The organism is Pantoea sp. X-Soil-OKNW-713 (assembly GCF_059730685.1).
On sequence record NZ_AP035995.1, the window covers coordinates 3,220,789 to 3,247,786 of the forward strand.

At 55.9% G+C, this 26,998-nt stretch carries 24 protein-coding genes; 8 read left to right on the plus strand and 16 right to left on the minus strand.

All coding sequences use genetic code 11. The features are described 5' to 3' along the window. Positions 1 to 96: 96 nt before the first annotated feature. From narQ to acrD, 3 genes are all read left to right on the plus strand, one after another. Positions 97 to 1,785 carry a nitrate/nitrite two-component system sensor histidine kinase NarQ gene (narQ, locus tag AC6I8R_RS15095; RefSeq protein ID WP_497832537.1) on the plus strand — a complete coding sequence of 563 codons (1,689 nt, stop codon included), beginning with the start codon at positions 97 to 99 and terminating at the stop codon, positions 1,783 to 1,785. 31 nt (positions 1,786 to 1,816) lie between these two features. After that, the gene (gene narL / locus AC6I8R_RS15100) at positions 1,817 to 2,449 is read left to right on the plus strand and encodes a two-component system response regulator NarL (protein ID WP_208723847.1); all 633 of its coding nucleotides are present in this window, start codon (positions 1,817 to 1,819) and stop codon (positions 2,447 to 2,449) included. A gap of 196 nt (positions 2,450 to 2,645) precedes the next feature. Next, on the plus strand, positions 2,646 to 5,762 hold the full coding sequence (acrD, locus tag AC6I8R_RS15105) for a multidrug efflux RND transporter permease AcrD (protein ID WP_415174760.1): 3,117 nt from the start codon (positions 2,646 to 2,648) through the stop codon (positions 5,760 to 5,762). Between the two features lie 207 nt (positions 5,763 to 5,969). Here acrD and ypfM read toward each other — a convergent pair whose 3' ends face one another. After that, the gene (gene ypfM, locus AC6I8R_RS15110) at positions 5,970 to 6,029 is read right to left on the minus strand and encodes a protein YpfM (protein ID WP_139810981.1); all 60 of its coding nucleotides are present in this window, start codon (positions 6,027 to 6,029) and stop codon (positions 5,970 to 5,972) included. Positions 6,030 to 6,432: 403 nt separating this feature from the next. Further along, positions 6,433 to 8,598: a catalase/peroxidase HPI gene (gene katG / locus AC6I8R_RS15115; RefSeq protein WP_021184297.1), complete on the minus strand. Its 2,166-nt coding sequence runs from the start codon at positions 8,596 to 8,598 to the stop codon at positions 6,433 to 6,435. Between the two features lie 225 nt (positions 8,599 to 8,823). Between katG and AC6I8R_RS15120 the strand changes: the two genes are divergently transcribed. From AC6I8R_RS15120 to AC6I8R_RS15130, 3 genes are read left to right on the plus strand one after another with little or no spacing between them, the layout of a single operon-like run. Then, complete coding sequence (locus AC6I8R_RS15120) at positions 8,824 to 9,183, plus strand: ArsC family reductase (protein WP_021184298.1); 360 nt, start codon at positions 8,824 to 8,826, stop codon at positions 9,181 to 9,183. Position 9,184: 1 nt separating this feature from the next. Next, entirely contained in the window at positions 9,185 to 10,312 is a 1,128-nt protein-coding gene (dapE, locus tag AC6I8R_RS15125; RefSeq protein WP_497832538.1) for a succinyl-diaminopimelate desuccinylase, read from the plus strand. A 22-nt stretch (positions 10,313 to 10,334) separates the two neighbouring features. Continuing rightward, positions 10,335 to 10,523, plus strand: coding sequence for a YpfN family protein (locus tag AC6I8R_RS15130; protein WP_208723844.1), 189 nt, complete (start codon positions 10,335 to 10,337; stop codon positions 10,521 to 10,523). A 110-nt stretch (positions 10,524 to 10,633) separates the two neighbouring features. Here the strand turns inward: AC6I8R_RS15130 and ypfH are convergent, their stop codons facing one another. From ypfH to dapA, 6 genes are all read right to left on the minus strand, one after another. Next, complete coding sequence (gene ypfH / locus AC6I8R_RS15135; protein ID WP_497832539.1) at positions 10,634 to 11,332, minus strand: esterase; 699 nt, start codon at positions 11,330 to 11,332, stop codon at positions 10,634 to 10,636. A 73-nt stretch (positions 11,333 to 11,405) separates the two neighbouring features. Further along, positions 11,406 to 13,367, minus strand: a complete 1,962-nt coding sequence (locus AC6I8R_RS15140) for a tRNA(Met) cytidine acetyltransferase TmcA (RefSeq protein ID WP_497832540.1) — start codon at positions 13,365 to 13,367, stop codon at positions 11,406 to 11,408. After that, positions 13,364 to 14,230 carry a KPN_02809 family neutral zinc metallopeptidase gene (gene ypfJ, locus AC6I8R_RS15145; protein WP_415174758.1) on the minus strand — a complete coding sequence of 289 codons (867 nt, stop codon included), beginning with the start codon at positions 14,228 to 14,230 and terminating at the stop codon, positions 13,364 to 13,366. Before ypfJ ends, AC6I8R_RS15140 begins: the two co-directional genes overlap by 4 nt. Positions 14,231 to 14,417: 187 nt before the next feature. After that, the gene (purC, locus tag AC6I8R_RS15150) at positions 14,418 to 15,131 is read right to left on the minus strand and encodes a phosphoribosylaminoimidazolesuccinocarboxamide synthase (protein ID WP_013510031.1); all 714 of its coding nucleotides are present in this window, start codon (positions 15,129 to 15,131) and stop codon (positions 14,418 to 14,420) included. A gap of 143 nt (positions 15,132 to 15,274) precedes the next feature. Further along, on the minus strand, positions 15,275 to 16,306 hold the full coding sequence (gene bamC / locus AC6I8R_RS15155) for an outer membrane protein assembly factor BamC (protein WP_021184304.1): 1,032 nt from the start codon (positions 16,304 to 16,306) through the stop codon (positions 15,275 to 15,277). 13 nt (positions 16,307 to 16,319) lie between these two features. Further along, complete coding sequence (dapA, locus tag AC6I8R_RS15160; RefSeq protein WP_013510033.1) at positions 16,320 to 17,198, minus strand: 4-hydroxy-tetrahydrodipicolinate synthase; 879 nt, start codon at positions 17,196 to 17,198, stop codon at positions 16,320 to 16,322. A 143-nt stretch (positions 17,199 to 17,341) separates the two neighbouring features. On the opposite strand from dapA, the gene AC6I8R_RS15165 reads away from it, so the two are divergent. Beyond that, positions 17,342 to 17,896: a glycine cleavage system transcriptional repressor gene (locus tag AC6I8R_RS15165; RefSeq protein ID WP_021184305.1), complete on the plus strand. Its 555-nt coding sequence runs from the start codon at positions 17,342 to 17,344 to the stop codon at positions 17,894 to 17,896. Positions 17,897 to 18,041: 145 nt separating this feature from the next. Further along, positions 18,042 to 18,509: a thioredoxin-dependent thiol peroxidase gene (gene bcp, locus AC6I8R_RS15170; protein ID WP_021184306.1), complete on the plus strand. Its 468-nt coding sequence runs from the start codon at positions 18,042 to 18,044 to the stop codon at positions 18,507 to 18,509. Positions 18,510 to 18,543: 34 nt separating this feature from the next. Here bcp and AC6I8R_RS15175 read toward each other — a convergent pair whose 3' ends face one another. From AC6I8R_RS15175 to AC6I8R_RS15210, 8 genes are all read right to left on the minus strand, one after another. Then, positions 18,544 to 19,602 carry an AI-2E family transporter gene (locus AC6I8R_RS15175; RefSeq protein WP_021184307.1) on the minus strand — a complete coding sequence of 353 codons (1,059 nt, stop codon included), beginning with the start codon at positions 19,600 to 19,602 and terminating at the stop codon, positions 18,544 to 18,546. Between the two features lie 103 nt (positions 19,603 to 19,705). Next, entirely contained in the window at positions 19,706 to 21,298 is a 1,593-nt protein-coding gene (locus AC6I8R_RS15180; protein WP_415174786.1) for a sensor domain-containing diguanylate cyclase, read from the minus strand. Positions 21,299 to 21,466: 168 nt separating this feature from the next. Further along, positions 21,467 to 22,285 (minus strand): phosphodiesterase, encoded by an 819-nt coding sequence (locus tag AC6I8R_RS15185; RefSeq protein ID WP_497832766.1) that lies wholly within the window; start codon positions 22,283 to 22,285, stop codon positions 21,467 to 21,469. 22 nt (positions 22,286 to 22,307) lie between these two features. Beyond that, on the minus strand, positions 22,308 to 23,297 hold the full coding sequence (locus AC6I8R_RS15190; protein ID WP_497832541.1) for an ABC transporter ATP-binding protein: 990 nt from the start codon (positions 23,295 to 23,297) through the stop codon (positions 22,308 to 22,310). Beyond that, positions 23,294 to 24,106 carry an ABC transporter permease gene (locus tag AC6I8R_RS15195; RefSeq protein ID WP_021184311.1) on the minus strand — a complete coding sequence of 271 codons (813 nt, stop codon included), beginning with the start codon at positions 24,104 to 24,106 and terminating at the stop codon, positions 23,294 to 23,296. The genes AC6I8R_RS15190 and AC6I8R_RS15195 overlap by 4 nt, the downstream gene beginning before the upstream one ends. Then, complete coding sequence (locus tag AC6I8R_RS15200) at positions 24,103 to 24,969, minus strand: ABC transporter permease (RefSeq protein ID WP_415174789.1); 867 nt, start codon at positions 24,967 to 24,969, stop codon at positions 24,103 to 24,105. Before AC6I8R_RS15200 ends, AC6I8R_RS15195 begins: the two co-directional genes overlap by 4 nt. Beyond that, on the minus strand, positions 24,969 to 25,991 hold the full coding sequence (locus tag AC6I8R_RS15205) for an ABC transporter substrate-binding protein (protein WP_021184313.1): 1,023 nt from the start codon (positions 25,989 to 25,991) through the stop codon (positions 24,969 to 24,971). Before AC6I8R_RS15205 ends, AC6I8R_RS15200 begins: the two co-directional genes overlap by 1 nt. Continuing rightward, the gene (locus tag AC6I8R_RS15210) at positions 25,988 to 26,998 is read right to left on the minus strand and encodes a LacI family DNA-binding transcriptional regulator (RefSeq protein WP_021184314.1); all 1,011 of its coding nucleotides are present in this window, start codon (positions 26,996 to 26,998) and stop codon (positions 25,988 to 25,990) included. The genes AC6I8R_RS15205 and AC6I8R_RS15210 overlap by 4 nt, the downstream gene beginning before the upstream one ends.

Sequence of the window (26,998 nt, forward strand, 5' to 3'; positions counted from 1 at the left end):
TACTTTATGTGCGAAGAGTAACCTGATGTAGCGAGATAACGTCGCCGACATGACAACGCTGTTTTATAATTCCGCGCTCGCAACAGGGTTTTTATCGTGATGGTTAAACGTCCCGTAATACGCACTATCGCTCGCGCGCTAAGCGCAATTGTCCTGCTTTCGCTGCTCACTTCCGGGCTGGCGTTGATGACACTTTCCAGTAGCTTACGTGATGCTGAGACAGTCAATGTCGCCGGGTCGCTGCGAATGCAAATTTATCGCCTGGCCTGGGACAGCACGCGCGATCCCCAACAGCTAACTCATCATATTGGTTTATATGAACAAACCCTGGACGCTCCGGCATTGAGCAATCTGGAGCGCGCGTGGGTACCGATCGAAGTTCGCAACCGTTACCACTATCTGCGCGATAACTGGCCGGAACTGAAGCAACGATTACAAACGCAGAACACCCTGATTTATCAACAGCAGGTCGCCAGCTACGTCGGTGAAATCAATCGTTTTGTGTTGTCCGTACAGCATTACGCCGAGCTAAAAATGCATCTGGTGGTTGCCAGCAGCCTGTTTGGTTTTCTGGCGATTGTCGGGCTGGCACTCTGGACCATCCGTTTTATTCGCAGCAACGTGGTGGGGCCGCTCGACGCTCTGGTCACCGCCAGTCAGTTTGTCGAACAAACTCGCTTCAGCTTTCCTCCCCTGCCCGTGGCACAGCCTAACGAACTTGGTGTGCTGGCCCATGCCTTCACGGCGATGGCGGCCAGACTACAATCACATTATCGCCTGCTGGAAGATGCGGTGCAGGAGAAAACCGAGAGCCTGACGCAGGCTAACCGCACGCTGTCTCTGCTCTATGAAAGCTCGCAAATGCTTACCAGCAGCGCCCTCAATCCCGATGTATTTCAGGGTTTTATCGAGCAACTTCAGCAGCGCGAAGGTTTTAACGTGGTGGTGCTGGAGAGTGACAACCAGACATTCCAGACCGGAAGCAGTGATGCCAACTGCCGCTGGCAGCGCATCACATTGCGTCAGGATGAGCAGCCCTTCGGCGAATTGCGTTGGCAATCGCCGCAACGCGCGTCGTCCGGGGAATTGATGCAGAGCCTGGCGAATATGTTGGCTCGCGCCCTGTGGGTCTGGCAGACGCAGAAGCAATATCAGCAAATGCTGTTAATTGAAGAGCGCGCGACCATTGCCCGCGAACTTCACGATTCGCTGGCGCAGTCACTCTCCTTTTTACGGATTCAGCTTACGCTGCTGCGACGCACGGTCGATGGCAGCCAGTTGGCAGCGCAAAGTATTATCAGCGAGTTTGACCGGGCGCTGGCAGACGCTTATCAACAATTACGTGAGTTGCTGACCACCTTCCGCCTGACTATTGAGCAGGCAGATTTGGTAGCAGCTATGCAGGCAATGATCGTACCCTTGCAGGAACAATCCCAGGCGGCGATCCAGTTTGACTATCAACCTGGGCTACAAAGCCTCGATGCACAACAGCAGGTGCATGTTTTACAGATTGCGCGCGAGGCCTTACTCAACGCCATTCGCCATGCCGGTGCGCAGCAGATTCGCATTTGCTATCAGCGTATCGCTGAGGAGGATCATCTGTTAACCATCGAAGATGACGGTATTGGTATCCGTAGCACGGAAGAACCGCCGGGCCATTACGGCCTGACCATTATGGCAGAACGGGCAGCACGCCTTGCCGGCACGCTGCTGATTACCCCGCAGGAACGCGGCACGCGTGTCACCTTACGTTTCCCGCCGCGCCCGACCTGGCTGCTGGAATAACACGATACATGGACTGTTTATTGGAGAGAATATGGACCAGCCAAAACTGACAATCATGATAGTTGATGACCATCCCCTGATGCGCCGCGGCGTTCGCCAGTTGCTGGCGCTGGAGCCACGGCTTCAGGTGGTGGCCGAGGCCAATAATGGCACGGAGGCGCTGGCAGAGGCCCGTCGCCTGTCGCCTGATGTGATTCTGCTCGACCTGAATATGAAAGGGATGTCCGGGCTGGATACGCTAAAAGCGTTACGCCATGAGGAGATCTCCGCCCGCATCCTGGTGTTGACCGTTTCCGATGCGCGTAATGATATCTACGCCATGATTGATGCCGGGGCAGATGGCTATTTGCTGAAGGACAGTGAACCGGAGCAATTGCTGCAACAAATCCTGTCCGGCGCCCAGGGGGAGAACGTATTCAGTGAGGTGGTGGAGGAGTATCTCGCCAATCGCCCACACAGCTCCAATCCGTTCCGCCAGTTGACCGAACGCGAACTCGATGTACTACAGGAAGTGGCGCGTGGTTTGTCGAATAAAGAGATTGCCACCACGCTGCATATCTCTGAGGAGACGGTCAAAGTGCATATTCGCAATCTGCTGCGCAAACTGGATGTACGCTCACGCGTGGCCGCCACCGTGCTCTGGCTGGAGAGCCGGAACGTCTAGCACATCACATAAAACCGTCGGGACATTTACACTTTCTCCATAATTTCTCCACGATTATCTAATTTGCGCCGCGTAGAGTAAGCAGCGGCAGGAGATTCTCCCGAGATAGCGCATCCCCTCCGCCAGCGTGGGCCCACACGGGTTCACGCTTCTGATAATAAAAGTAAAAAATACGCAGCTGAGGAGTGTCGGTTCCATGTCGAATTTTTTTATCGACCGCCCCATTTTTGCCTGGGTTCTGGCGATTTTACTCTGCTTATGCGGCACTCTGGCGATCATCTCGCTGCCGATTGAGCAATATCCTGACCTCGCACCACCGAACGTGCGCATCACCGCCAACTACCCCGGTGCTTCAGCGGAAACGCTGGAAAACACCGTAACCCAGGTGATTGAGCAGAACATGACCGGCATCGACAACCTGATGTATATGTCATCGAACAGCAGCAATACCGGTCAGGCCCAAATCACCCTCACCTTTACCGCAGGCACCGATCCGGACGAAGCACGCCAGCAGGTTCAGAACCAGCTACAGACAGCCCTGCGCCAGTTGCCCTCGGCAGTGCAATCCCAGGGTGTCACCGTCAACAAAACGGGTGACAGCAATATCCTGATGATTGCGTTTGTTTCTACCGACGGAAGTATGGACAAACAGGATATTTCAGATTATGTCGCCAGTAACATTGAGGATCCCCTCAGCCGTATCGATGGTGTCGGTGAAGTTGATGCCTACGGTTCGCAATATTCCATGCGTATCTGGCTCGATCCGAACAAACTGAACGCCTACGCGTTAACAACCGATGATGTCGTCAGCGCTATTGAATCGCAAAACGCCCAGGTTGCGGTAGGTCAGTTGGGAGGCTTGCCCTCGGTTGAAAAACAGGCGCTGAATGCGACGGTCAATGCCCAGTCGATGCTGCAAACCCCGGAACAGTTCAAAGCCATTACGCTAAAAACCAACACTGACGGTTCTGTGGTTACCGTGGGTGATGTGGCGGATGTCGCGATGGGGGCAGAGAAATATGACTATCTCAGCCGTTACAACGGCCAGGCAGCGTCCGGTTTGGGCATTAAACTGGCTTCCGGCGCCAATGAGATGAACACCGACAAACTGGTACGCGCCCGCATCGCCGAATTATCACAATACTTTCCACACGGGTTGGAAGCAAAAATCGCCTACGAAACCACGCCGTTCGTCAAAGCGTCGATCACCGATGTGGTGAAAACGTTGCTGGAAGCGATTCTGCTGGTGTTCCTGGTGATGTATCTGTTTATGCAGAACTTCCGTGCCACGCTGATCCCCACCATCGCAGTTCCCGTGGTGTTACTCGGTACCTTTGCGGTGCTGTATGCCTGCGGCTACAGCATTAACACCTTGACCATGTTTGCCACGGTACTGGCCATTGGTCTGCTGGTGGATGACGCCATCGTGGTAGTAGAAAACGTCGAACGTCTTATGAGTGAAGAAGGTCTTTCACCCCGAGCGGCCACGCGTAAATCAATGGGACAGATTCAGGGGGCTCTGGTTGGCATCGCGCTGGTACTGTCGGCGGTATTTGTCCCGATGGCGTTTTTCGGTGGCACCGTTGGCGCGATTTACCGCCAGTTCTCCATTACCATCGTCTCCGCCATGATCCTGTCGGTACTGGTGGCATTGATTTTGACCCCCGCCCTTTGTGCCACGCTGCTCAAACCGCTGGAACAAGGGCAACATCACGGTCGGCGTGGTTTTTTTGGCTGGTTCAACCGTCATTTCAACACCAATGCAGCACGCTATGAACGGGGTGTGGCGCGGATTCTGGTTAAAAGCGGCCGCTGGATACTGCTTTATTTGGCGATCATTGGCCTGATGGCATTTATGTTTCTCCGTCTGCCCACATCGTTCCTGCCGCAGGAAGACCGTGGCGTATTTCTGACGCAGATACAACTTCCGGCGGGATCAACGCTCCAGCAAACCTCTAACGTGGTCGCTAAGGTGGAAAAATATTATATGACCGCCGAGAAAGATAACGTCTTATCGGTGTTTTCCACCATTGGTGCTGGCCCTGGCGGTAACGGTCAGAACGTGGCGCGTATGTTTATCCGCCTGAAGGATTGGGATGAGCGTCCGGGAGCTGACCGTACGTCTTTTGCCATCATTGACCGCGCCACCAAAGCCTTTAATAAAATCCGGGAAGCCCGGGTGATTGCCAGCAGCCCCCCGGCGATTACCGGCCTCGGCAGTTCATCTGGCTTTGACCTTGAAATACAGGATCATGGTGGAATGGGTCACACCGCCCTGATGGCAATGCGCGATAAATTACTGGATGCGGCAGCACATGACCCGGCGTTATCACGCGTACGCCATAATGGCCTGGATGACAGCCCGCAGTTGCAGATTGATGTTGACCAGCGCAAAGCGCAGGCACTGGGCGTTTCGATCGATACCATCAATGACACCCTCACCACCGCCTGGGGCTCATCCTATGTGAATGACTTTATCGACCGCGGTCGTGTTAAGAAGGTCTATGTCCAGGCCGCGCCGGAATTCCGCATGCTGCCAGACGATATCAATAAATGGTATGTGCGTAACAGCAGCGGCACTATGGTGCCCTTCTCGGCCTTTGCCACCAGCCGTTGGGAAGTCGGCTCGCCACGCCTGGAGCGCTACAACGGCTACTCCTCACTGGAAATCGTCGGTGAAGCGGCGAATGGCGTCAGCAGCGGGACGGCAATGGATGCGATGGAGAAACTGGTCAGTCAGCTGCCTTTGGGCGTCGGTTTCCAGTGGACCGGTGCCTCCTATCAGGAACGGCTCTCCGGTTCACAGGCCCCGGCGCTGTATGCCATTTCGCTGCTGGTGGTGTTCCTGAGTCTGGCGGCGCTGTATGAAAGCTGGTCGATCCCGTTCTCAGTGATGCTGGTAGTGCCACTGGGCGTGGTGGGGGCATTGATTGCCACCTGGCTGCGTGGACTGGAAAACGATGTTTATTTCCAGGTCGGGTTACTGACCGTCATTGGCCTGTCGGCGAAGAACGCCATTTTGATCGTGGAGTTCGCCAATGAGATCAACAGCAAAGGTCGTGAGCTGATTGAGGCCACACTGGAAGCCTCGCGTCAGCGTCTGCGTCCGATTTTGATGACTTCGCTGGCGTTTATCTTTGGCGTGCTGCCGATGGCGATCAGCGCGGGTGCGGGTTCTGGCAGCCAGCACGCGGTGGGTACCGGCGTGATGGGGGGCATGATCTCCGCAACGGTGCTGGCCATCTTCTTTGTGCCGCTGTTCTTTGTGCTGGTGCGCCGCCGCTTCCCGCTGAAAGAGAAGCCACATGATTAAGCCCTGATCCGTAGCGGCGCGATTTATCGCGCGCCTTTAACCTTCATGCAGCAATAACAATGCGCGATAAATCGCGTCACTACTGGATGAAGCAATGTGTTCTGGTCATGGGCGATAAAAAAATTAAGGCAGCCGTTGGCTGCCTTAATTTATGTTTGGTAAGAATTACAGCAAGTTGGGGATTTTCCCTGCTTTTCTCTTCGCGTGTTACTTGCGCAACATCGCGTCAATAAATTCTTTCCAGTTCCCCAGTTCAGTGTCAACCATAATACCCTCTCTTATTGTGCTGGCGATAATACGCCGTTTTTTTCTACAGGTGAATACGTTTCCACCTGTTATCTGTATCGGCAAAAGCAGGCAAAAGCGTTAATTTGCTCAAATTGCGTACTGACGCACATTTCAGCAAACCCCTAACGCAACGGGAGAAAATTCCTGGTGACAAGGCGTAGCACATTTTTTGGCTTAGGATAATTCTGATCAGGCTTATGGTACGGAAGGGAACTATTCAGGACGTTAATGAAAGCGGTTACTGGTCCTGAATATATCCTGTTGAGTAGCGGCGCGATTAATCGCGCAACAGGGGGAAAAACAAAAACAGCGCGATTTATCGCGCTGCTACGAACACATAAGATCCAGACTTCCGGGTCGCCCCGGAAGTCCACTTTAAGCATCAGAAACGATCAAGGTTCATCACTTTGGTCCAGGCAGCCACAAAGTCATGCACAAACTTCTCACGGCCATCGCTGCTGCCATACACTTCCGCCAGCGCGCGCAGAATCGCGTTAGAACCAAACACCAGGTCAGCACGGGTGGCGCTGTATTTAGCGACGCCGCTGCTACGGTCACGCCCTTCGTACAGACCTTTCGCCTGATCTACCGCTTTCCATTCGGTCCCCATGTCGAGCAGATTGACAAAGAAGTCATTGCTCAACACGCCTTTGTTGGCGGTAAACACGCCGTGTTCGCTACCATCAAAGTTGGCACCCAGCACACGTAAGCCACCTACCAGTGCCGTCATTTCCGGTGCGGTCAGGGTTAGTTGTTGCGCTTTATCAATCAGTTGCGTTTCCGCCTCTTGCGTAGTGCCTGCACGCTGATAATTACGGAAACCATCGTACCCCGGCTCCAGCAGGGCAAATGCCTCGACATCCGTCTGCTCCTGGGTGGCATCGACACGACCGGCAGTGAACGGCACCTTAACCGCAACATTCGCCGCTTGCGCCGCCTGCTCAACACCGACCACACCGGCCAGCACAATCACATCCGCCAGCGATGCTTTACCGGAGGCCTGTTGGATCGCTTTCAGTTTCGCCAGCGCAGGCTGGATACCGGCATTCACTTCCCAACTGTTCTGTGGTGCCAGAGCCACGCGTGCGCCATTGGCACCACCACGTTTGTCACCACCTCGGAAAGTCGAAGCGGAAGCCCAGGCCACCGCAACCAGCTCACCTACGGTCAGACCGGAATCGGCAATCGCCGTTTTCAGGTTGTCGATATCGGCTGCGGTTGGATTGTGTGACGGGTTCGGCAGCGGATCTTGCCAGATCAGTGCTTCTTTCGGCACTTCCGGGCCTAAGTAACGTGCAATCGGCCCCATATCGCGGTGAGTCAGTTTGAACCACGCGCGGGCAAAGGCTTCGTTAAATGCCTGCGGATTGTTCAGGAAACGACGCGAGATCTTCTCGAACTCCGGATCAAAACGCAGCGTCAGGTCAGTCACCAACATGGTCGGCTTACGTTTTTTCGCCGGGTCAAAGGGATCTGGAATGATATCCGGTCCATCCACGGCTTCGTACTGAATTGCCCCCGCCGGGCTATGGGTTTTCACCCACTCATATTTGAACAGGTTCTCGAAGAAGTAGTTGCTCCACTGGGTCGGCGTTTGCGTCCAGACCACTTCAAGGCCCGAGGTGATGGCATCCGCACCGACACCGCTGTTGTAGCTGCTTTGCCAGCCAAAGCCCTGAGATTCCAGCGGAGCCGCTTCCGGCTCAGCACCGACATGGCTGGCAGCACCGGCACCGTGGGTTTTACCCAGCGTATGACCACCGGCGATCAACGCCACGGTTTCTTCATCATCCATACCCATATTGCCGAAGGTGGCACGGATAGCAGGTGCCGCCGAGGCCGGATCGCCACTGGCGTTCGGACCTTCCGGGTTGACGTAAATCAGACCCATTTCGGTGGCTGAGAGGGGATTTTTTGCCAGCGCTTCTGGATGGCGATGGGCCAACCAGGTTTTTTCATCGCCCCAGTTCACATCCAGATCCGGTTCCCAGACATCTTCACGTCCGGCACCGAAACCGAAGGTGCGGAAACCCGCATTTTCCAGCGCCACGTTACCGGCGAGGATATAGAGGTCAGCCCAGGAAATTTTCTGACCATATTTTTGTTTCACCGGCCACAGCAGGCGGCGCGCTTTATCCAGGCTGACGTTATCCGGCCAGGAGTTCAGCGGCGAAAAGCGCTGCTGACCGCGACCGGAACCACCGCGCCCGTCGGTCATACGGTAAGTCCCCGCGCTATGCCAGGCCATACGAATAAACAAACCGGCATAGTTACCCCAGTCGGCAGGCCACCAGGGTTGAGAGTCGGTGAGCAGCGCTTTCAGATCGGCTTTCAGGGCAAAATAGTCAAGCTGGCTAAAGGCTTCACGATAGTTGAAGTCTTCACCGAGGGGATTCGAACGATTGGAATGCTGATTCAGTAAATCGACACGCAACTGCTTGGGCCACCAGTCACGGTTGTTGGTTCCGCCCCCCGCAGCAGGCAGGTCTGCACCCTGATGAAAGGGGCATTTGGCTGCTGTCGGGTTTGTTTCGTTTGAATTGCTCATGTTGCTCTCCGCTTTTTTAATTTGCGACTAGATTAAAACACCTCAATTGATAGGTAATACTCATTTAGATCAAACGATTTGATAGTTATTATCTTTATACAATAGTGGGCCTGCGCTTAATTGCCAGTGAGGATACAAGATCGCTGTTATCCCGTCTGGCAACCTTGTTACAATCCCTGGCCGACCACGCAATCCATCTTCACGCTAAAAGAGTAGTCAAATACTATGTTCCAGCTCTACGGCATTAAAAATTGTGACACCATTAAAAAAGCCCGCCGATATTTAGAGGCTTCTGGCATTGATTATCGCTTCCATGATTATCGGGTAGATGGCGTGGACGATGCGCTGTTGCAGTCGTTTATTGACACGCTGGGTTATGAGCCTTTGCTCAATACCCGTGGCACCACCTGGCGCAAACTGCCGGAAGCAGAACGCGAAGCGGTACAGGATGCTGACAGCGCCAAAGCCCTGATGCTGGCGCAACCTGCCATCATCAAACGCCCGGTGCTGGCGGCGGCCAATGGCGACCTGCTGGTGGGCTTTAATGAATCCCTTTATCACGCGTTTATCCAGGAGAAGTCATAACATGTTTTGTCCGGTTATTGAGCTGGCTCAGCAGCTGATTCGCCGCCCTTCCCTCAGCCCGGATGATGCGGGTTGTCAGGCGCTGCTGATTGCCCGACTGGAGGCGATTGGCTTCCAGGTGGAGCCGATGCACATTGGCGATACCCTTAACTTCTGGGCAACGCGTGGTGAGGGTGAAACCCTGGCATTTGCCGGTCATACCGATGTGGTGCCGCCCGGTGATGCTAACCGCTGGATTAATCCCCCGTTTGAACCCACCATTCGTGACGGCATGTTGTTTGGTCGCGGAGCTGCCGATATGAAAGGATCGCTGGCGGCGATGGTGGTGGCGGCAGAACGCTTTGTTGCGGCCCATCCCAATCATAAGGGGCGTCTGGCCATTTTGATCACCTCCGATGAAGAAGCCAGCGCCGTTAACGGCACGGTGAAGGTGGTTGAACGCCTGATGGCGCGCAATGAACGCATGGACTACTGCCTGGTGGGTGAGCCATCCAGCACCGAAGTGGTCGGCGATGTGGTGAAAAATGGCCGTCGCGGCTCCATCACCGCTAATCTGACCATTCACGGCGTGCAGGGGCATGTGGCTTACCCGCATCTGGCGGATAACCCGGTGCATCGCGCCATGCCTGCGTTAAATGAACTGGTGGCCACCGAGTGGGATCAGGGGAATGAATTCTTCCCACCAACCAGCATGCAGATTGCCAACGTCAAGGCAGGCACCGGCAGCAACAACGTGATCCCTGGCGAATTTTTCGTTCAGTTCAACTTTCGCTTCAGTACCGAACTGACCGACCAGATGATCCGTGAGCGTGTTGCCGCTCTGCTGGATCGCCACCAGTTACGCTACACGCTGGAGTGGAATCTTTCCGGTCAGCCGTTCCTGACGTCACGCGGCAAGCTGGTGGATGCCGTGGTGAACGCGGTGGCACACTATAATGAAATCAAGCCGCAGTTGCTGACCACCGGCGGCACCTCTGACGGACGTTTTATTGCCCGCATGGGGGCGCAGGTGGTGGAACTCGGCCCGGTGAACGCCACCATTCATAAAATCAATGAATGCGTGAAGGCGTCAGATTTGCAGATGCTGAGCCGTATGTATCAGCGCATCATGGAACAGCTGATCGCCTGAGACACGCATAAGGAGTGGGCAAATGGAATGGTTGAAAGAGTATTGGTGGATCCTGGTGATCCTGCTGATGGTCGGTATTTTGATGAACGTCTACAAAGACCTGAAACGTATCGACCATAAAAAATTTATGGAAAACAAACCGGATCTGCCGCCACATCGTGATTTCAACGACAAGTGGGACGATGACGACGACTGGCCCAAGAAAAAATAACCGTTACCCCATCTTGCACATCCCCTTCTCCCGCTCGCGGGAGAAGGTCGGGATGAGGGAGCAAGCCGCACCAAACCGCGCAATAAATCGCGCCGCTACGGGGCTATTGGTTACACCATCATCACCACATCATCATCGCCGGGTTTCGCGCCGCTCAGCGCTTCGTCAAAGTAGCGACGCGGCACGGTATAGCGCAGATGATTCAACGCCAGTTCCATACTGCGATCGTCGATGGCATGTGGCAAATCCTCCACAATATCCAGCGTGACGTCCCCACCTAACGCCGTTAAACGCTGCGCCGCGTCCTCAGCATGCTGCATCGGGATCTGATCATCATAGTCGCCGTGAATCAGATGGATAGTGGTACGGGTACTGGCGCGTTCCGGTAACGTCACGTAACGTCCACTGAACGCCACCACGCGTCCGGCCAGATCCGGCTGGGCCTTCACGCCTTCCAGCACCATGGTGCTGCCCTGCGAGAAACCAATCAGCGCCGTGGCTTCCGGTCGGACCCCACTTTGTTGCTGCCAGTGGCGCACCGATTCAATAAATTCCGGCATCGCCCCATCGACGCCCTGCTGTTCGGAACGATCGTGCGCCGGGATTTCGGCATACCATTTACGCCCCTGCGGTACGTTGCCGGGCAAGGGTGCCCCCACCGCCACCACCAGCGCTTCCGGGAAGGCACGCGCAAACCAGCTCCCGATCTGCGCCATCGAGTCCGGGTTATCGTTGACACCGTGGTACAGCAGAAACAGCTGCGCGGGGTCGGTGCTCGGTTGCTGAACAATCACATAATGTAGTGCCATAATATCCTCCTGTGATCACTATACGCCGCTGTGAGCACAGTGATATTGGGAAAATTTGAATGAGATAATGGATTTATTGCAATGACGTGAGCCGTTGTTGCCAGTGAGATGCCGCACTGGCATCCCTGTCTGCCAGCGCCTGAGCCGCCTCAGCCCGTAGCTGCGCCATCAAGGCTTTGCGCCCGCCACTCCCCACCTGACTCAGCGCTTGTTTTTGCACAAGTATGGCGTGCAACAACGGCTGTGGATGTTGTCGTACCAGGCGCTGCAAAGCCGCGTAGCTGGCCTCCCACGGACGTTGTGCCCAGGCAAAACCGGCCAGCAACGCCAGATCATCGTCATCGGGTTGCTGCTCCCCCTCCGGCTCCAGCGGCAGATTCAGTTCAATCAACTGTTGCAGCCACGGCCAGTCACGCGCCAACCTGCGAGCCGCCCGCTGTTGCAACATTTCGCCTGCTGGCGTCAGTGCCAGCATCGCCATCGCGGCGTAACATCCGCTACTGGCTTCGCGCTGTGAACCGATGCGTACCAGGGTAAAGCCGCAGCGTTGCCAGAAACGCCACAAGGCCTCGGTATAGCCAAAACTCACCGAGAGATAATCGCAACCCTGCGCTTGCTGACGGGCCGTCGCGACCAACGCGGTTCCAATACCACGCTGCCGCTGCGCCGCCATCACCGCGATACGGCTGATGCGTCGCGATCGCAAGGTCGCAGCCTCAACGAAACCGGCATGGGCGGCCAGCGATTGTGCCACCAGGTTTCCACGGGGACGACGCAACCCGGCCCATACCGACCAGGCCAGCGCGGGATCCAGCCCACCTTCCTCTACCAACCACAACGCCCCCTGAACGTTGTCTGGCGTACCCGCCAGCCAGAAACGCTGACCGGGAGCATCCAGCATCCGCCGCAAGTCGAGCGGCGAAGTACGATAGTGGGCACTGGCTAACAAGCGATACCCCGCAGCCAGGGCTTCGGCATGCTGTTCCGGCGAGGCGGGAAACAGCGAGATCGCAGACGGCGGCGCACTCTCCTGCGCATCCTCAAATAACAGGACATGACTGAGCCAGGCTTCTAACGGATCGTGCGGCGACCAGCGCAGTGGCTCATCCAGCGCGAAATAATGTACATCCGACAATGAGGCACAGAAGCGCAGCATAAAACCGCGCCCGGTCCCTTCATAACCCTGTACCGTGGTCGTCAGTAACACACGCGGAAAGCGTGCCACCAGCTTTGCAAGCAGCGGTGCCGGAATCGCCGCCGCTTCATCGATAATCAGCCACTCCGCCTGTGGAGGAGGATTGATCGCCAATAACGCATCCGGGGCGATAAACTGAAAATGCTCACCGGCAAACTGCGCCAGCACGTCGGTGGAGACTTTCGCGGGGGCGGTGACAAGGCTGGGGCGTTTTTCCCGCGCCAGCATACCCGCCAGCGCAGATTTGCCACGCCCACGCGCCGCGGTGATGACCGCCACCCCGGCAGGCATGGCCAGTAATTGTTGCAGGATACGCTGCTGTTGTTGCGGCGCCCGACAGTGCCACTCCGGCCCGGCGATCGCCTGCGGTGCACGCGCGGGATAGCCTTCCCGCAGCAACATCACCTGGGGATCATCAAGCATGCTCTGTTGTAATTGACGGGTGAAATGCGGCGTGGCGATCGCGACGGAGACATCCGCCCAACGCAGGCTGTCGGCATCCGCCTGGCTGGCCCATGCCTGCCACGGCGGCGTCAACAACAACAGCCAGCTTCCGGCTTTCAGGGTACCCGCCAACGCGGCAAACGCTTCGGCATGGAAGCCATGACGGGCATCAAAAATAGCGTGCAGGAATTCCCGTCCCAGCAACGTGCGTAACGCCGCTGGGGCATGGGATGTCGCGCTGAGATCGGTTTGTTCGCTGATGCATAGCCAGTCACCTGCTAAGGTGCTGCGCCACTGGGCAGTCTGCTGGCTCGTCCATGCGCTGCTGCCGCTGATCACGCACAGACGGCGAATGCCTGCCCGCTGCATCGCCGTACTGACTTCACGCAGGTTCATCCTTTGCTGGCAAAGGTGTTGCATTGACCAGGGTTGCCGCTGTCAAAACCCTGTTTGAACCAAGTATAACGCTGCTGCGACGTACCGTGGGTAAAGCTATCAGGCACCACCCGCCCCTGGCTTTTTTGTTGCAAGCGATCATCACCGATCGCCTCCGCCGCATTCAGCGCTTCCTGCAAATCCCCCACTTCGAGGATGTTCTGTTGCTGCATATAATGGCCCCAGACACCGGCAAAGCAGTCGGCCTGGAGTTCCATCTTCACCGATAATTGATTAACCTGCGCCTGGCTGGCGCCCTGCTGCATCTGACGCACTTTGGGTTCAATCCCCAACAATTTCTGCACATGATGACCCACTTCATGCGCAATCACGTAGCCCTGTGCAAAATCGCCACCCGCGCCGAGTTTGGTTTTCATGTCATCGTAAAAAGACAAGTCGATGTAGACGGTCTGATCCGCCGGGCAGTAGAAAGGTCCCATTACCGACTGGCCAGTACCGCAGCCGGTGCGCGTGGCACCGCGATACATCACCAGTTTTGGCGGCACATATTGTTTGCCCATCTGCTGAAACAGTTTGTCCCAGGTATCTTCAGTGGTCGCCAGGATCACCGAGGTGAATTTTGCCGCTTCATCCTGTGCCGGTTTCGCCTGACGCTGTTGTTGCGTGGTGGGCGTCAGATTGCCGCCGCCTTCAAGCAGCGCCGTCAGGTCATAGCCGTAGTAACCGGCCACCGCCACGATGATTAATAGGATGATGCCGCCTTTACCACGCGGCAGCCGGATCTGTCGACCACCGCCGTAGCCCGGCGATTGATCGCGTCGGTCTTCCACATTGTCGCTTTCGCGACGTCCCTGCCAGCGCATGGCATGCTCCTGTTTTGATCAAAATTGGCTTTGCATGATTTTAGATGGCGGCAGGAGGAAGCACCAGCGCGTAACGGCGCGATTTATCGCGCTGTGGGGGGAATAGATGTCGATGGATGCCCTCACCCCAGCCCTCTCCCACAAGATGGGAGAGGGAGGCGTGCAACATGTGGCGGAATGGTGCAGATTAATCCAGTTTCACGCCCAGACGGTGCGCCACTTCTTCATAGGCTTCGATCAGGCCGCCGAGGCTCTGACGGAAACGGTCTTTGTCCATTTTGTCCATCGTCTCTTTGTCCCACAGACGTGCGCCGTCTGGTGAGAACTCATCGCCGAGTACGACTTCGCCTTTGAACAGACCAAACTCCAGTTTGAAGTCGACCAGGATCAGACCGGCGTCATCAAACATTTTGCTCAGCACGTCGTTCGCTTTGTAGGTCAGCTCACGCATGCGCGCCAGATTCTCTTTGCTCACCCAACCAAAGGTTTCGCAGTAAGATTCGTTCACCATCGGGTCGTGTTTGGCGTCATCTTTCAGGAAGAGATCAAACAGCGGCGGATTGAGCAACATGCCCTCTTCCACGCCCAGACGTTTAACCAGTGACCCTGCCGCACGGTTGCGCACCACGCACTCCACCGGCACCATCTCCAGCTTTTTCACCAGCGCTTCGTTATCCGACAGCAGCGCTTCCATCTGGGTCGGAATGCCCGCTTCCTGCAATTTGGTCATGATGAAATGGTTGAATTTGTTGTTCACCATTCCTTTGCGATCAAACTGCTCGATTCGTGCACCGTCTCCTGCTGACGTATCGTTGCGGAATTCAAGTACCAGCAGATCCGGATTGTCGGTGCTGTATACGGTTTTCGCTTTACCGCGATACAACTCAGCTCGCTTTTGCATCTTGTTAACTCCAAACATGAAAGAACCCGTGTTCAACAGCGGTTGCCCACTGCACGGCGGCAATACGCAATCGTTTACCTCGCCGGGCGCTATTATGCCAAAATCTCAAAAAAAAGGCCGGATATTCTCCGGCCTGAGGCAATTTATTTGTTCAGTGCGCCCTGCATCACCGCCACCAGCGCATCATTCTGCGACTGGGTCAGCACATGACCTTTAGGATCAATGAACTGTAGGCTGCTGCGGTTATCGAGATCACCGACCTGCAATTTATAATCGCCGTTCGGTAAGCCCGGATCTTTCGCACCAATGTCATCCCACGCGCCACTGCCCGGCTGCTTGTAGGTGACGTTCAGACTGCCCTGCGAGCGGTTGCTGTCGGTCACTTCCATGCCTGCGCGCTTCAGCGCCGCTGGCAGACGCTGCCAGGTCAGGTTGAACGGCGAACGCAGAATCAACAACGGCAAGCCAGTGTCATCAGCACCACTCTGAACGGCAATCTGGCCTACACCACGACCGGCTGCGGCATCCTGAGCTGCGGTATCGATCTTATCCATACCGGTGCTGAGGTCGTTCAACATCTGCGCGGTGTAGCGCTGGATTTGAACCGGCGTCGTCACCGTCTGGCCTGACTGTTGCAGCTCAAGCAGACGCACCGTCAGCACCTGCTGATAGCCCTGATTCTGCACGCTGACCTGGTAACGGCCACGATACTGGTTGTCTTCATCCGCACGGTTCCACTGCACCCAATCGGTGGTCAGCTGCTGGGCAGCATCATCACGCTGGGCGATCGGGAATTTGTACGACTGCACCACGTTCACCACCTGAGACCAGATGGAGCCACGGCTGCTTTCCACTGCCAGAACACCGGTATTGCCGGTGAACTGCGCGCGTGTACCGTTCATCAGCGCCAGCGGCTGAGCAGGCGGACGAATATCCAGTTCTTTACCTACCGCGCCTTTGGCAACGGCGTGCGGTACATCATAATCACCATTCTGCACAGGCAGAATCATTCCCGCCGGGGCTTTTAAATCATGCAGTTCAGGCGCCTGCAAGTAAGATTCATCACCACTGACCTGGCGCTTATAACGCTGATCGCTGGAACAAGCTGACAGCAGCATCAGGGTGGACAAACCCACCACAGTCGCCAGCGTCGAGCGCTTCACTGTATAACGCATTGATTCTCCCTAATTATCGCAGACCCGCTTTGATCAATGCCTGCGCCGTTTTGCTCTGACCGGCTTCGGTCAGCGGCGTCATTGGCAAACGCAGCGTGTCATCCGCGATTAATCCTAGTTGTTTCGCGGCCCATTTCACCGGGATAGGATTGGGTTCACAGAAAAGCGTCTGGTGCAGGTGCATCAGACGCTGATTCAGGCGACGCGCTTCGGCGAAGTTGCCCTGCTGCGCCAGTGCGCACAGTTCAACCATTTCACGAGCCGCAATGTTGGCTGTGACCGAAATAACGCCTTTACCGCCCAGTTGCATGAAGTCCAGCGCGGTGCCGTCATCGCCACTTACCAGAATGAATTCATCATCAACCAGCTCTTGGATCTGACTAACCCGCGATAAGTTCCCGGTTGCCTCTTTGATTCCGATAATATTTTTGATTTCGGCCAGACGCGCAACGGTTTCCGGCAGCATGTCGCAACCGGTACGTGAAGGCACGTTATACAGCATCTGGGGCAGATCGGTGCTTTCCGCAATCGCTTTGAAGTGCTGGAACAAGCCTTCCTGCGTCGGACGGTTGTAATACGGGGTCACGGTCAGGCAACCCACCACACCGGTGCCGGTAAAGCGTTTGGTGAGCGAGATCCCTTCAGCGGTGGCATTTGCGCCGGTTCCGGCAATCACCGGAATACGGCCATCGGCCAGTTCGAGGGTCATCATCACCACATCGCCATGCTCTTCATGGCTGAGGGTGGCTGATTCGCCGGTGGTGCCAACAGAAACAATCGCCGCGGTGCCGCTGGCGACATGATAATCAATCAGTTTTTTCAAACTCGCGCGGCAGACATTGCCTTTGTCATTCATTGGCGTTACGAGCGCAACAATACTTCCGGTGAACATGGGCGATCCCCTCGACAAACAAGTGCTTCATGGTACGTTTTACGCTGTGGGAAAAGCAAGCGAGCCACGCCATTCCCGCGCTTGTCAGCAGTTTTTTTTATGTTTACCTTATGGTTATTAGCGAACACACAGGAAATGTCATTTTGTCGCAGCCACAGCCTCACCATCTGGTGATCACCGCATTGGGCGTTGATCGTCCGGGTATTGTGAATACCATCACCCGCCATGTCAGCAGCTGCGGCTGCAACATCGAAGACAGTCGCCTGGCGATGCTCGGTGATGAATTCACCTTTATTATGCTGCTCTCCGGAAGCTGGAATGCCATTACCCTGATTGAATCCACCCTGCCGATGAAAGGGGCTGAGCTGGAGTTGTTGATCGTGATGAAGCGCACCAATGCGCGCGCCACGCCACCAATGCCGGCCACCGTCTGGGTTCAGGTTGAAGTTCCGGATTCCCCGCATATCATCGAGCGGTTTACCGACCTGTTCGATAAACATCAAATGAACATCGCGGAGTTGGTTTCGCGCATTCAACCGGCGCAGGATGGCGTACCGCCTACCCTGTATATTCAGATGACGGCGCACAGCGCTGAAGGCGCGCGCATCGAACCGGCGTTTAATCAACTCTGTCAGGAACTGCACGCCCAGGGTACGATTCGCTTATATAGCGTGGCGGATGATGCCGTACCGCACTGATGCGACCTCCGGGTTATTTCGTCACACACTCTGTCCGGATTGGATAAACAGTGTGCGGAAATAACCCTGACGGTAAACTCCACCTGGCACTTTTGGCCCTGATGGTGTATTACCCACAGCATGAAGAAAAAAATGGAGAGTTGTGATGAATCCACTGAAAGCCGGTGATACCGCACCGAAATTTAGCTTGCCCGATCAGGATGGCGAACAAGTAAATTTGGCCGACTTCCAGGGACAGCGCGTTCTGGTCTATTTCTACCCGAAAGCCATGACGCCGGGCTGCACCGTACAGGCCTGCGGCCTGCGCGACAACATGGATGAATTGAAAAAGGTCGGTGTGGAAGTGCTGGGTATCAGCACTGACAAACCGGAGAAGCTATCGCGTTTTGCCGAAAAAGAGCTGCTGAACTTTACGCTGCTGTCTGATGAAGACCATCAGGTATGCGAACAGTTTGGCGTCTGGGGTGAGAAAACCTTTATGGGTAAAACCTACGACGGCATTCACCGCATCAGCTTCCTGATTGATGGTAATGGCAAGGTGGAGAAGGTGTTCGACGATTTCAAAACGTCTAACCACCACGACATCGTGCTGGATTACCTCCAGTCAGCCTGATGAGCAACGGGTGCGTACCACGCACCCGTTTTCTTTAATTCACGATAGTTTCTTCCGGCCAGGCCCGAACCACCGCTTTGATTAACGTAGCAAGTGGGATGGCGAAGAACACGCCCCAGAAGCCCCACAACCCACCGAAAATCACGACCGACAGAATGATCACCAGCGGATGCAGGTTGACCGCTTCCGAGAACAGAATCGGCACCAGGACGTTACCATCCAACCCCTGAATCACCAGATAAACCACAAACATGGTCCAGAAGTCGCTGCCCAGGCCCCACTGGAACAGCCCTACGCCAATGACCGGGATGGTCACCAGCATCGCACCGATATAAGGGATCAGGACCGATACCCCAACCAGCACCGCCAGCAGCAGCGCGTAGTTAAGGCCGAGCAGCAGAAACGCCAGCCAGCTCACCACGCCCACCGCCACCATCTCCAGCACTTTGCCGCGAATATAGTTGGTGATCTGTTGGTTCATCTCCTGCCACACCACGCCTGCCAGGCCACGGTTGCGCGGCAATACGCGACGCACCGCATTTAACATCTGCTCTTTATCCTTCAACAGGAAAAACACCATCAGCGGCACCAGCACCAGGTAAATCATCAACGTCATCAGCCCAACCAACGATGCCAGTGAATATTTCACCAGCGACTCACCTAGCCCGGTCAGGCGGCTGCGTAAGTTTTCGACCACGATGTCGATGATGCCCGCATCCACCAGTGCCGGATAACGCTTCGGCAGTCCGGCGGCAAACAGGTAAAGTTTGTTGAGCATATTGGGGAGATCGCGGGTGAGGTTGATGCCCTGCTGCCATGCGACGGGTGCAACAATCAACACCATCACCAGCACGATACCGCCGAACAGCACCAGTACGATGCTGGAAGCCCAGGTGCGGCTACATCCCACCCGCTCTAAACGGACGGTTGGCCACTCCAGCAGATACGCCAGCACCAGCGCCACCAACAGCGGGGCCAGCAAGCCACTAAAGAAGAAGAGGATAAGAAACGCCGCCAGCAAAATTGCCACCAGGCCAATTGCCTGGGGATCGCTAAAGCGACGTCTGTACCATTGAATAAGCAGAGCCAGCATACCTTTCCTTTCCCGTAACGGTGCGATTTATCGCGCAAACCCGTGCACTATACGGGAAAAATCTGCGCGATAAATCGCGCCGCTACAAATCCATAATGTCTCTTTAACGCGTAATACTACTGACCAGCGCATCCTGCCCGGCCAGCATCACACAATTTCGTCCGGCATTTTTCGCCTGATACAAGGCCGCATCGGCCTGTTTCAGGCTCTGCTCCTGTGAGCCGTTGTCCGGCTGCCACAGCGCGATACCCACCGAGATGGTGATATTCCCCACTGCATCAATCCAGCTATCAGCAATGCTTTGACGCAACCTTTCGGCGATGATTCTCGCCTCTTCCGGCGCAGTCCCCGGCAGCAACATCAAAAACTCTTCGCCGCCATTACGACAAACCACATCGGTCTGACGAGCACTGCTTCGCAACGCCTGCGCCACTTTTTTGATCACCTCGTCACCCACGTCATGACCAAAGTTGTCGTTGACCCGTTTGAAGTGATCAATATCCAGCGCCAGCACTGCAAACGGCTGACGCATGGCAAGGAAGTAATCCAGCACCGCACCGAGGCCGCGTCGGTTAAGCAAATTTGTCATCGGATCCGTCTGGACTTCGGATTTCAGCCGTCCGATTTTATCCTGCACCAGACCGATACCGGTCAGCATCGCGCGTTTAACCTGCGCGGCTTCAAAGTACCAGGCGCGGATACCATTGATCTCACCGGACACACTTTGGGTATCCATCTGGCTGGCCTTGCGCGCCAGTTGCCATAGCGGTAAAGCAATCAGACGCGAAAGAATGACTGCCGCCAGCAGGGTTAACAGCGCAAAAGGCACCGAGTTTTTCAACACTTTCAACAACAGGCCGGAGAGCGGTGCCAGCGTCACGTCGGTCGGTTTCAGCGCTACCACCATCCAGCCGGTGGTGGGCACAATCGCATAACCGGCCAACTTCGATGTCTCGTCTTCCATCAATTGCAATGAACCGTTAGTCCGATTCTGACGTTCCTGGTCACTGATAATCCCCGGTACCGTTTTACCAATCAGTTGACTGTTCTGGTGATACAGCACCTGGTCATTACGATCCAATACATAGACATGCGTGCCATCGCGATAAAACTGCTCGCCGAGTAACGCATTGAGAATACTTTTCTTTTTCAGATAAATCGTGCCGCCAATGTAGCCCAGATAGCGTCCATCGTTGCTCCAGATTGGCCAGGAAACAAACACAATCAGGTTATTCGCTACCGAAAGCGTCGGTTTACTGACCATAGGTTGGCGTTTCGCCAGGGCTTCACGCGATGCCTGACTGGTGAGATGCATACCTTTTAACATCATCGATTCAGGTGAAATGGCTTTCACTACGCCATCGGTATCGACTATCGCCACCGAGTTGAAACTGTTGGTTTGCTCGCGCAGGCGATTCACCTCTTCCTGAGCCAGCTCAGAGTTATCAAAATCATTGCCCAGTTTTGTCGCGCTGTAGTGCAACTGTGATTCAGCCAGTTGAAAGAAGACTTCAGTGGTAGAAGCCAGTTTGGTGGCATAAGCGCGATTGGCTTCGAGGGTGCTTTCGATCAGGACCATGCGTTGCACCCGCCATGTTGCGTACAACGCATTAGCGAGCGTGATAACAATACTGGTGATCGCCAGCAGCATGATTAGCGTGCGCAGATCAGTTTTAGGCCAGATGCGCGTTAACATGGCGCACCCGCCATCAGGAGTCTGTTCATCATTGGTGTGCCTGGCAGTCTTGTTATTGTTGGACGTACTTACCCTGGTGAGGTAACGGAGAATTGTACACCCACAACCCAATTTGAGCACTAAGCATCCTGCCGACACCCCAATTCTTTTGCTTTTATCTGGCGCTAATTAGTCAATTAATCCGTTTATATCGTAAAAGGGAAACGGTCCGGGATAATCGCCAATGGCACACAAATGTGTGGTCATCCCTTGCTGAGGATGCCAGCGGTGCAACAAAAACCCTGGCGGTTCCAGCACAAAATTGGCGGGGCCAGTTTCAGACAAATCGAACGCCACCTGATGCGACACCCCAGGCGCGGTGCAGGCCAGAGTACCGGCGAAACGCGCCTGAATGGAGCGATGCAGATGGCCGCTTAACACCCGCTCCACCTGCGGATGCTGGCTGATTACCGCTGCCAACGCCTCGGGATTGCGCAAAGGTTGTCGATCCATATGGCCGATGCCGGTGATAAAAGGTGGATGGTGCAGCATCACCAGCGCAGGCGCGTGCGGTTCCTGTTGCAGCTTTTCATCCAGCCACTGAAGTTGTGCTTCATCGACATAACCCCACGGCTGTTGCGGCACGCTGGAGTCCAGCGCCAGCAGATTTAATCCTTTGACATGGCTCTGCCAGTTGAGGGTTTCCCCCTGTTGCAGATAACTATGCTCAGGAAACGCGGCACGTAATGCCTGACGATCATCATGGTTTCCCGGCATCAGCAGGTATGGCAGCGCTAACCCTGCCAACGCCTGACGCAGGGTTTGATACTCCTCCGCCAGACCGAAATCGACCAGATCGCCAGTGATCACCACCACATCCGGGCGTGGTTGCAGTCGGTTAAGCGTCTCAATCACCCGCAACAGCGCGTCCTGGGTGTCCACTTTTTTATAGGAGAGGCGTCCCTGCGCCTTAATATGTAAATCGCTGATTTGCGCAACCAGCGTCATGGTTTCAGACAATCTTCGTTCCTCAGGAAGCAGAAAAATGGAGGGCGGCGTCCTGTGCCAGCGACCAGCTCACCGCCTGTCCGGCATGCCAGCTTTCCCGCGCGTGGCGATCCACCTGGATCGGGGCCGCCAGGCCGATATCAATCATCAGCCGCTGTGACGCGCCGAGAAAGGTACTGGCGATGACAAAGCCCTGACGGGGATAGCGATGATCACTGGCAAGCAGCACGTCTTCCGGGCGGCAAAAACGTTGTGGATTACCGCGTGCGTCAACATCGACACAATTAATGGCACCAACAAAATCGGCGACGAACTTTGACGCCGGATGCTGATAAATGCGTTGTGGCGTATCGATTTGTACCAGCCGCCCCTGCTCCATCACCGCAATGCGATCGCCAAGCGCCATCGCTTCCTGCTGGTCATGCGTCACGTATACCGCGGTGATCGCCAACTTTTTCAGCAGCGTGCCAATCTCCAGCCGCAGACGATCGCGCAGGCGTGCATCCAGCGCCGCCAGGGGTTCATCAAATAACAGGACTTTAGGACGCGCCGCCAGCGCGCGCGCCAGGGCGACACGTTGCTTCTGCCCGCCGGAAAGTTTGTCGATACTGCGCTGCGCCAGCGCGCTGAGATCCACCAGCGCCAGCATCTCCTGCACCCGCGCCTCTCGCTCAGTACGCGGCACGCCCTGTACTTTCAGGCCATAGGCCACGTTGTCGGCCACATTGAGATTGGGAAACAGCGCGTAGTTCTGGAACACCATGCCAACATTACGTTTTTCGATCGGTAAATCGGTGACGTTGCGTCCGTCAAACCACACCTCACCACCGGCATCGCAGCGTTCCAGCCCGCTGATAATACGCAACGTGGTGGTTTTACCGCAGCCTGAAGGGCCAAGCAGCACCAGGGTTTCCCCGGCATTCACCGTCAGGTCGAGCGGGTGCAGCGCCAGGTGATGATGAAAACGACGCGAGCAATGGTGAAGCCGAACGGTGACAGAGGCGTTATTCATGCCGACTCCTTGTGTTGGCGCGCAACCGCGCGGTTGAGCCATTGGTTGAGTGCATTCAGCAGCAGCAACAACGGCAGAATCATCAGGATAAAAATCAGGGTATAGGCGGACCCCACTTCCAGTCGCATCGAGGCATAGCTGTCAGCAAGGCCGACCGGCAGGGTTTTGGTCAGCGGCGTATGCAGCATCCAGGTGATGTTGAACTCCCCCACCGACAGAGTGATAACCATAAAAGCACCGGCAAGAATGCCGTTGCGGCAGTTCGGCACCACCACGGTAAAAAAACGCTGCCAAAGGCTGGCACCGAGGCTGGCGGAAGCTTCTTCCAGCCGTGGCATATCCACGGCCTGCATCACCGCCAGCACCGGACGCATCATAAACGGCAGGGTAAACAGCACATGACCAATCAGGATAAATAGCCAGCTATCACGCAGGCCGGAAAACTGACCATATAACAGAATGATACCGAGCGCCGTGGCTAACCCCGGCAGCGCCACCGGCAGCATCAGGCACTCTTCAATACGAGCCGCCCAACGGCGTGGGGCTTTCAATAATCCCCAGGCGGCGGGAACGCCAATCACCAGCGTTACCAACAGACAGCACAAGGCAATCAGCAACGACAGCCAGAAAGTACCGGCATACATCTGCCATACCTGATCCACCCACTTCAGCGTCAGGCCGCTACGCAGGCCAATAAAATAGTTGTTGGTCACCCCGGCCAGCATCGACAACACTACCGGCACGATCATAAACAGCGCGGTGAGAGTGGTGATCAACAGTTGCAGGGTAAAAAGTCCACGACGATTCATGCCGCCTCCTTCTCAGTGCGATGCGCCAGACGGCGTGCCAGCATCAGCGCCAGCCAGGCGACGCCGCCCATCACCACCGACAACGCAGCCGCGGTGGCGAAGTTGGCGTAGTTGGTGAATTCGCCATAGATAGTCAGCGGCAGCACCGCCAAATCGGTGCCGAGGGTAAAGGCAGTACCAAACGCCCCCATGCTGGTGGCGAAACAGAGCGCGCCAGTGGAGAGCAACGCCGGTTGCAGCCCCGGCACGATCACATCCCAGGTGATGCGCCACTGACTGGCCCCGAGCGAACGGGCCGCCTCTTCCAGCGAGCGATCAAGTTTTTCACTGGCCGCCACCAGGGTGACAATGGCGCGCGGCAGCGAGAAGTAGAGATAGCCGATAAACAACCCGACCAGCGAATAGGCCAACGTCCAGCGTTCATGCAGCAGGCTCATACTGACCTGCGCCAGCAGCCCTTGTCGTCCGGCCAGCATCACCACCAGAAAACCCACCACCACGCCAGGAAACGCCAGCGGGAAGGTCAATAACGCTAATAAGGTGCTGCGACCAGCAAAGCGCTGACGTGCCAGAAAGCAACCAACAGTCGCCGCGATAAGCAGCGTCGCTAACGTCACGGCCAGCGACAACAGCACGGTATTGAACAAACTCAGCAGATACTGCGGTTGACTGATCACCGTCCAGTAGCCGCTATGCAGCGTGGTGCGATCCGCCTGCATACCGATTTGCAGCAAACGGGCAAAAGGCAGTAGCCAGAAAGCGCAGAAGAACAGCAGCGCAGGCAGCGTTAACCATAGCCAGCGGCTGCCCGGCAGTTTACGTGTCTGGCGGCGCGAGGCCGCCAGGGTGTCGGACAGCGACATTAATGGATCTCACTCAGGTAGCGGGCAGAGAACGCCTTCTGCGCATCGGCCATCTGCTGGTAATCAACGGTTTTGGCTCGTGCATAATCGCTGTCTGGCAGAAAGTATTGCTTCGCTGCTGCCGACATCGCGGAGGTACGTACCGGACGCAGGAAGGCATTTGCCCAGATCGCCTGCCCTTTATCAGACAGCACGTAATCGATCACTTTTTTGCCGTTGGCCTCATGCGGCGCGTTCTTCACCAGGCTGATAACGTACGGCACCGTCACGGTCCCTTCTTGCGGGATGACAAAAGCCACGTTGGCGTGGTCTTTGTATTTGGCGCGATAGGCGTTGAAGTCGTAGTCGAGCAGGATCGGGATCTCGCCAGAAATCAGGCGGGCATAAGCGGTTTGCTTGGGTACGATCGGCTGATTGGCCTGCAATTTTTTAAACCAGTTCAGACCCGGCGTGAAGTCGTGCATATTGCCGCCCAGCGCCTGGTTAACCGCCACCGCCGCCACATAACCGACGAAAGCGCTGGCGGGATCAAGGTAGCCGATCATCCCTTTGTATTCCGGCTTTAACAGATCATTCCAGGATTGCGGAATCGGCGCGCCGCCCAGCGCATCGACGTTGACCATAAAACCCATAGTGCCGGAATGCAGCGCCACCCATTTCCCGTTGGGATCTTTCATTCCGGCCGGGATTTCATCCCAGTGCTGCGGTTTGTAGCTGGCAGTAACGCCGGCGTTATCCGCCTGGATGCCAAAACTCACGCCGTAATACACCACATCCGCCACCGGATTGCCCTGCTCTGCCACCAATTGCGCCAGCGCCTGGCCGGAGTTTTTGTTGTCCTGAGGCACCTGAATGCCGGTATCTTGCGCGATGGCTTTCAACTGGGTACCCCAGTCAGCCCATTCCGGCGGGCAGTTGTAGCAAATCGCGGTCTCCGCCGCCTGGGTCAACCCACTGAATAACGAACCGATAGTCAGGGCCAGCGCCCCGGCGACGATTTTGGCTTTTTTGTGTAATTTCATGATGGTTCCCTGGTGTTGGCAAGCAAAGAAGCAAAGGGTGCAGCCACGCTTTCGCCGGGCCGCAGTTGATGAGCCAGTACGCGAGTTCCGCGGCTGGCTGGTTGTAAAAGCATGTCGATGGCGCAGGCACCCAGCCATTCACCAGGCTGCGTCACACTCGCCAGTGACGGGACAAGTTGTTCGCCGATAGCGATGCCATCAAAACCCATCACCGAAAGCTGCTGCGGAACGCGTACCCCGGCACGCTGGGCAGCGCCAATCAGGCTGATGGCCAGCAAATCGTTGGTGCAGATAACCGCAGTTAACGCCGATGGCCCCTGCAACCAGGGTTGCAGCAGGGCAAAATCAGAATGGGTATGGCTGGGCATTTCAATTACTGGCAGGGCAGCCTGCTGCATGGCATCGCAGTAGCCCTGATAACGCAGGCGGGCACGGTCGGATTGCAACATCGGACCGGCAATCATGCCGATGTGTTGATGCCCGAGCTGCCGCAGATAGTCTGTTGCTTCGCGCAACGCCCGGCGGTTATCGACACACACCGCAGGCCAGTCGTTTTGTTGCGGCACATTATGCGCCAGCACAAACGGCATCTGTGCCTCATGCAGGGTATGCAGCACCGCGCTGTTGTCGGCATCCGCCACGGTCAAAACCAGCCCGGCAACCCGCTGGCGCAACATATGTTCGACAATTGCCGCTTCGCGCTCAGGCTGATAATCACTGGTCGCCACCAACAGCCCAAATCCCGCATCACGCGCCTCGCGCTCCATAGCCTGAAGCTGCTGGGAAAAGATCGGGTTAAGCAATGAAGGCAGCAGTACGCCAAGCGTGGTGGAGCTTTGCGTACGCAGCTGGCGGGCAATATGATTCGGGCGAAAACCCAACTGTTCCGATGCAGCCAGGACCTTATTCAGGGTAGCTGGTCGCAGCAGATGGGGATCAGAGAAGGCGCGTGCCGCCGTGGCGCGCGAGACGCCAGCCAGCTTTGCCACACTCACTAAATCGGACAT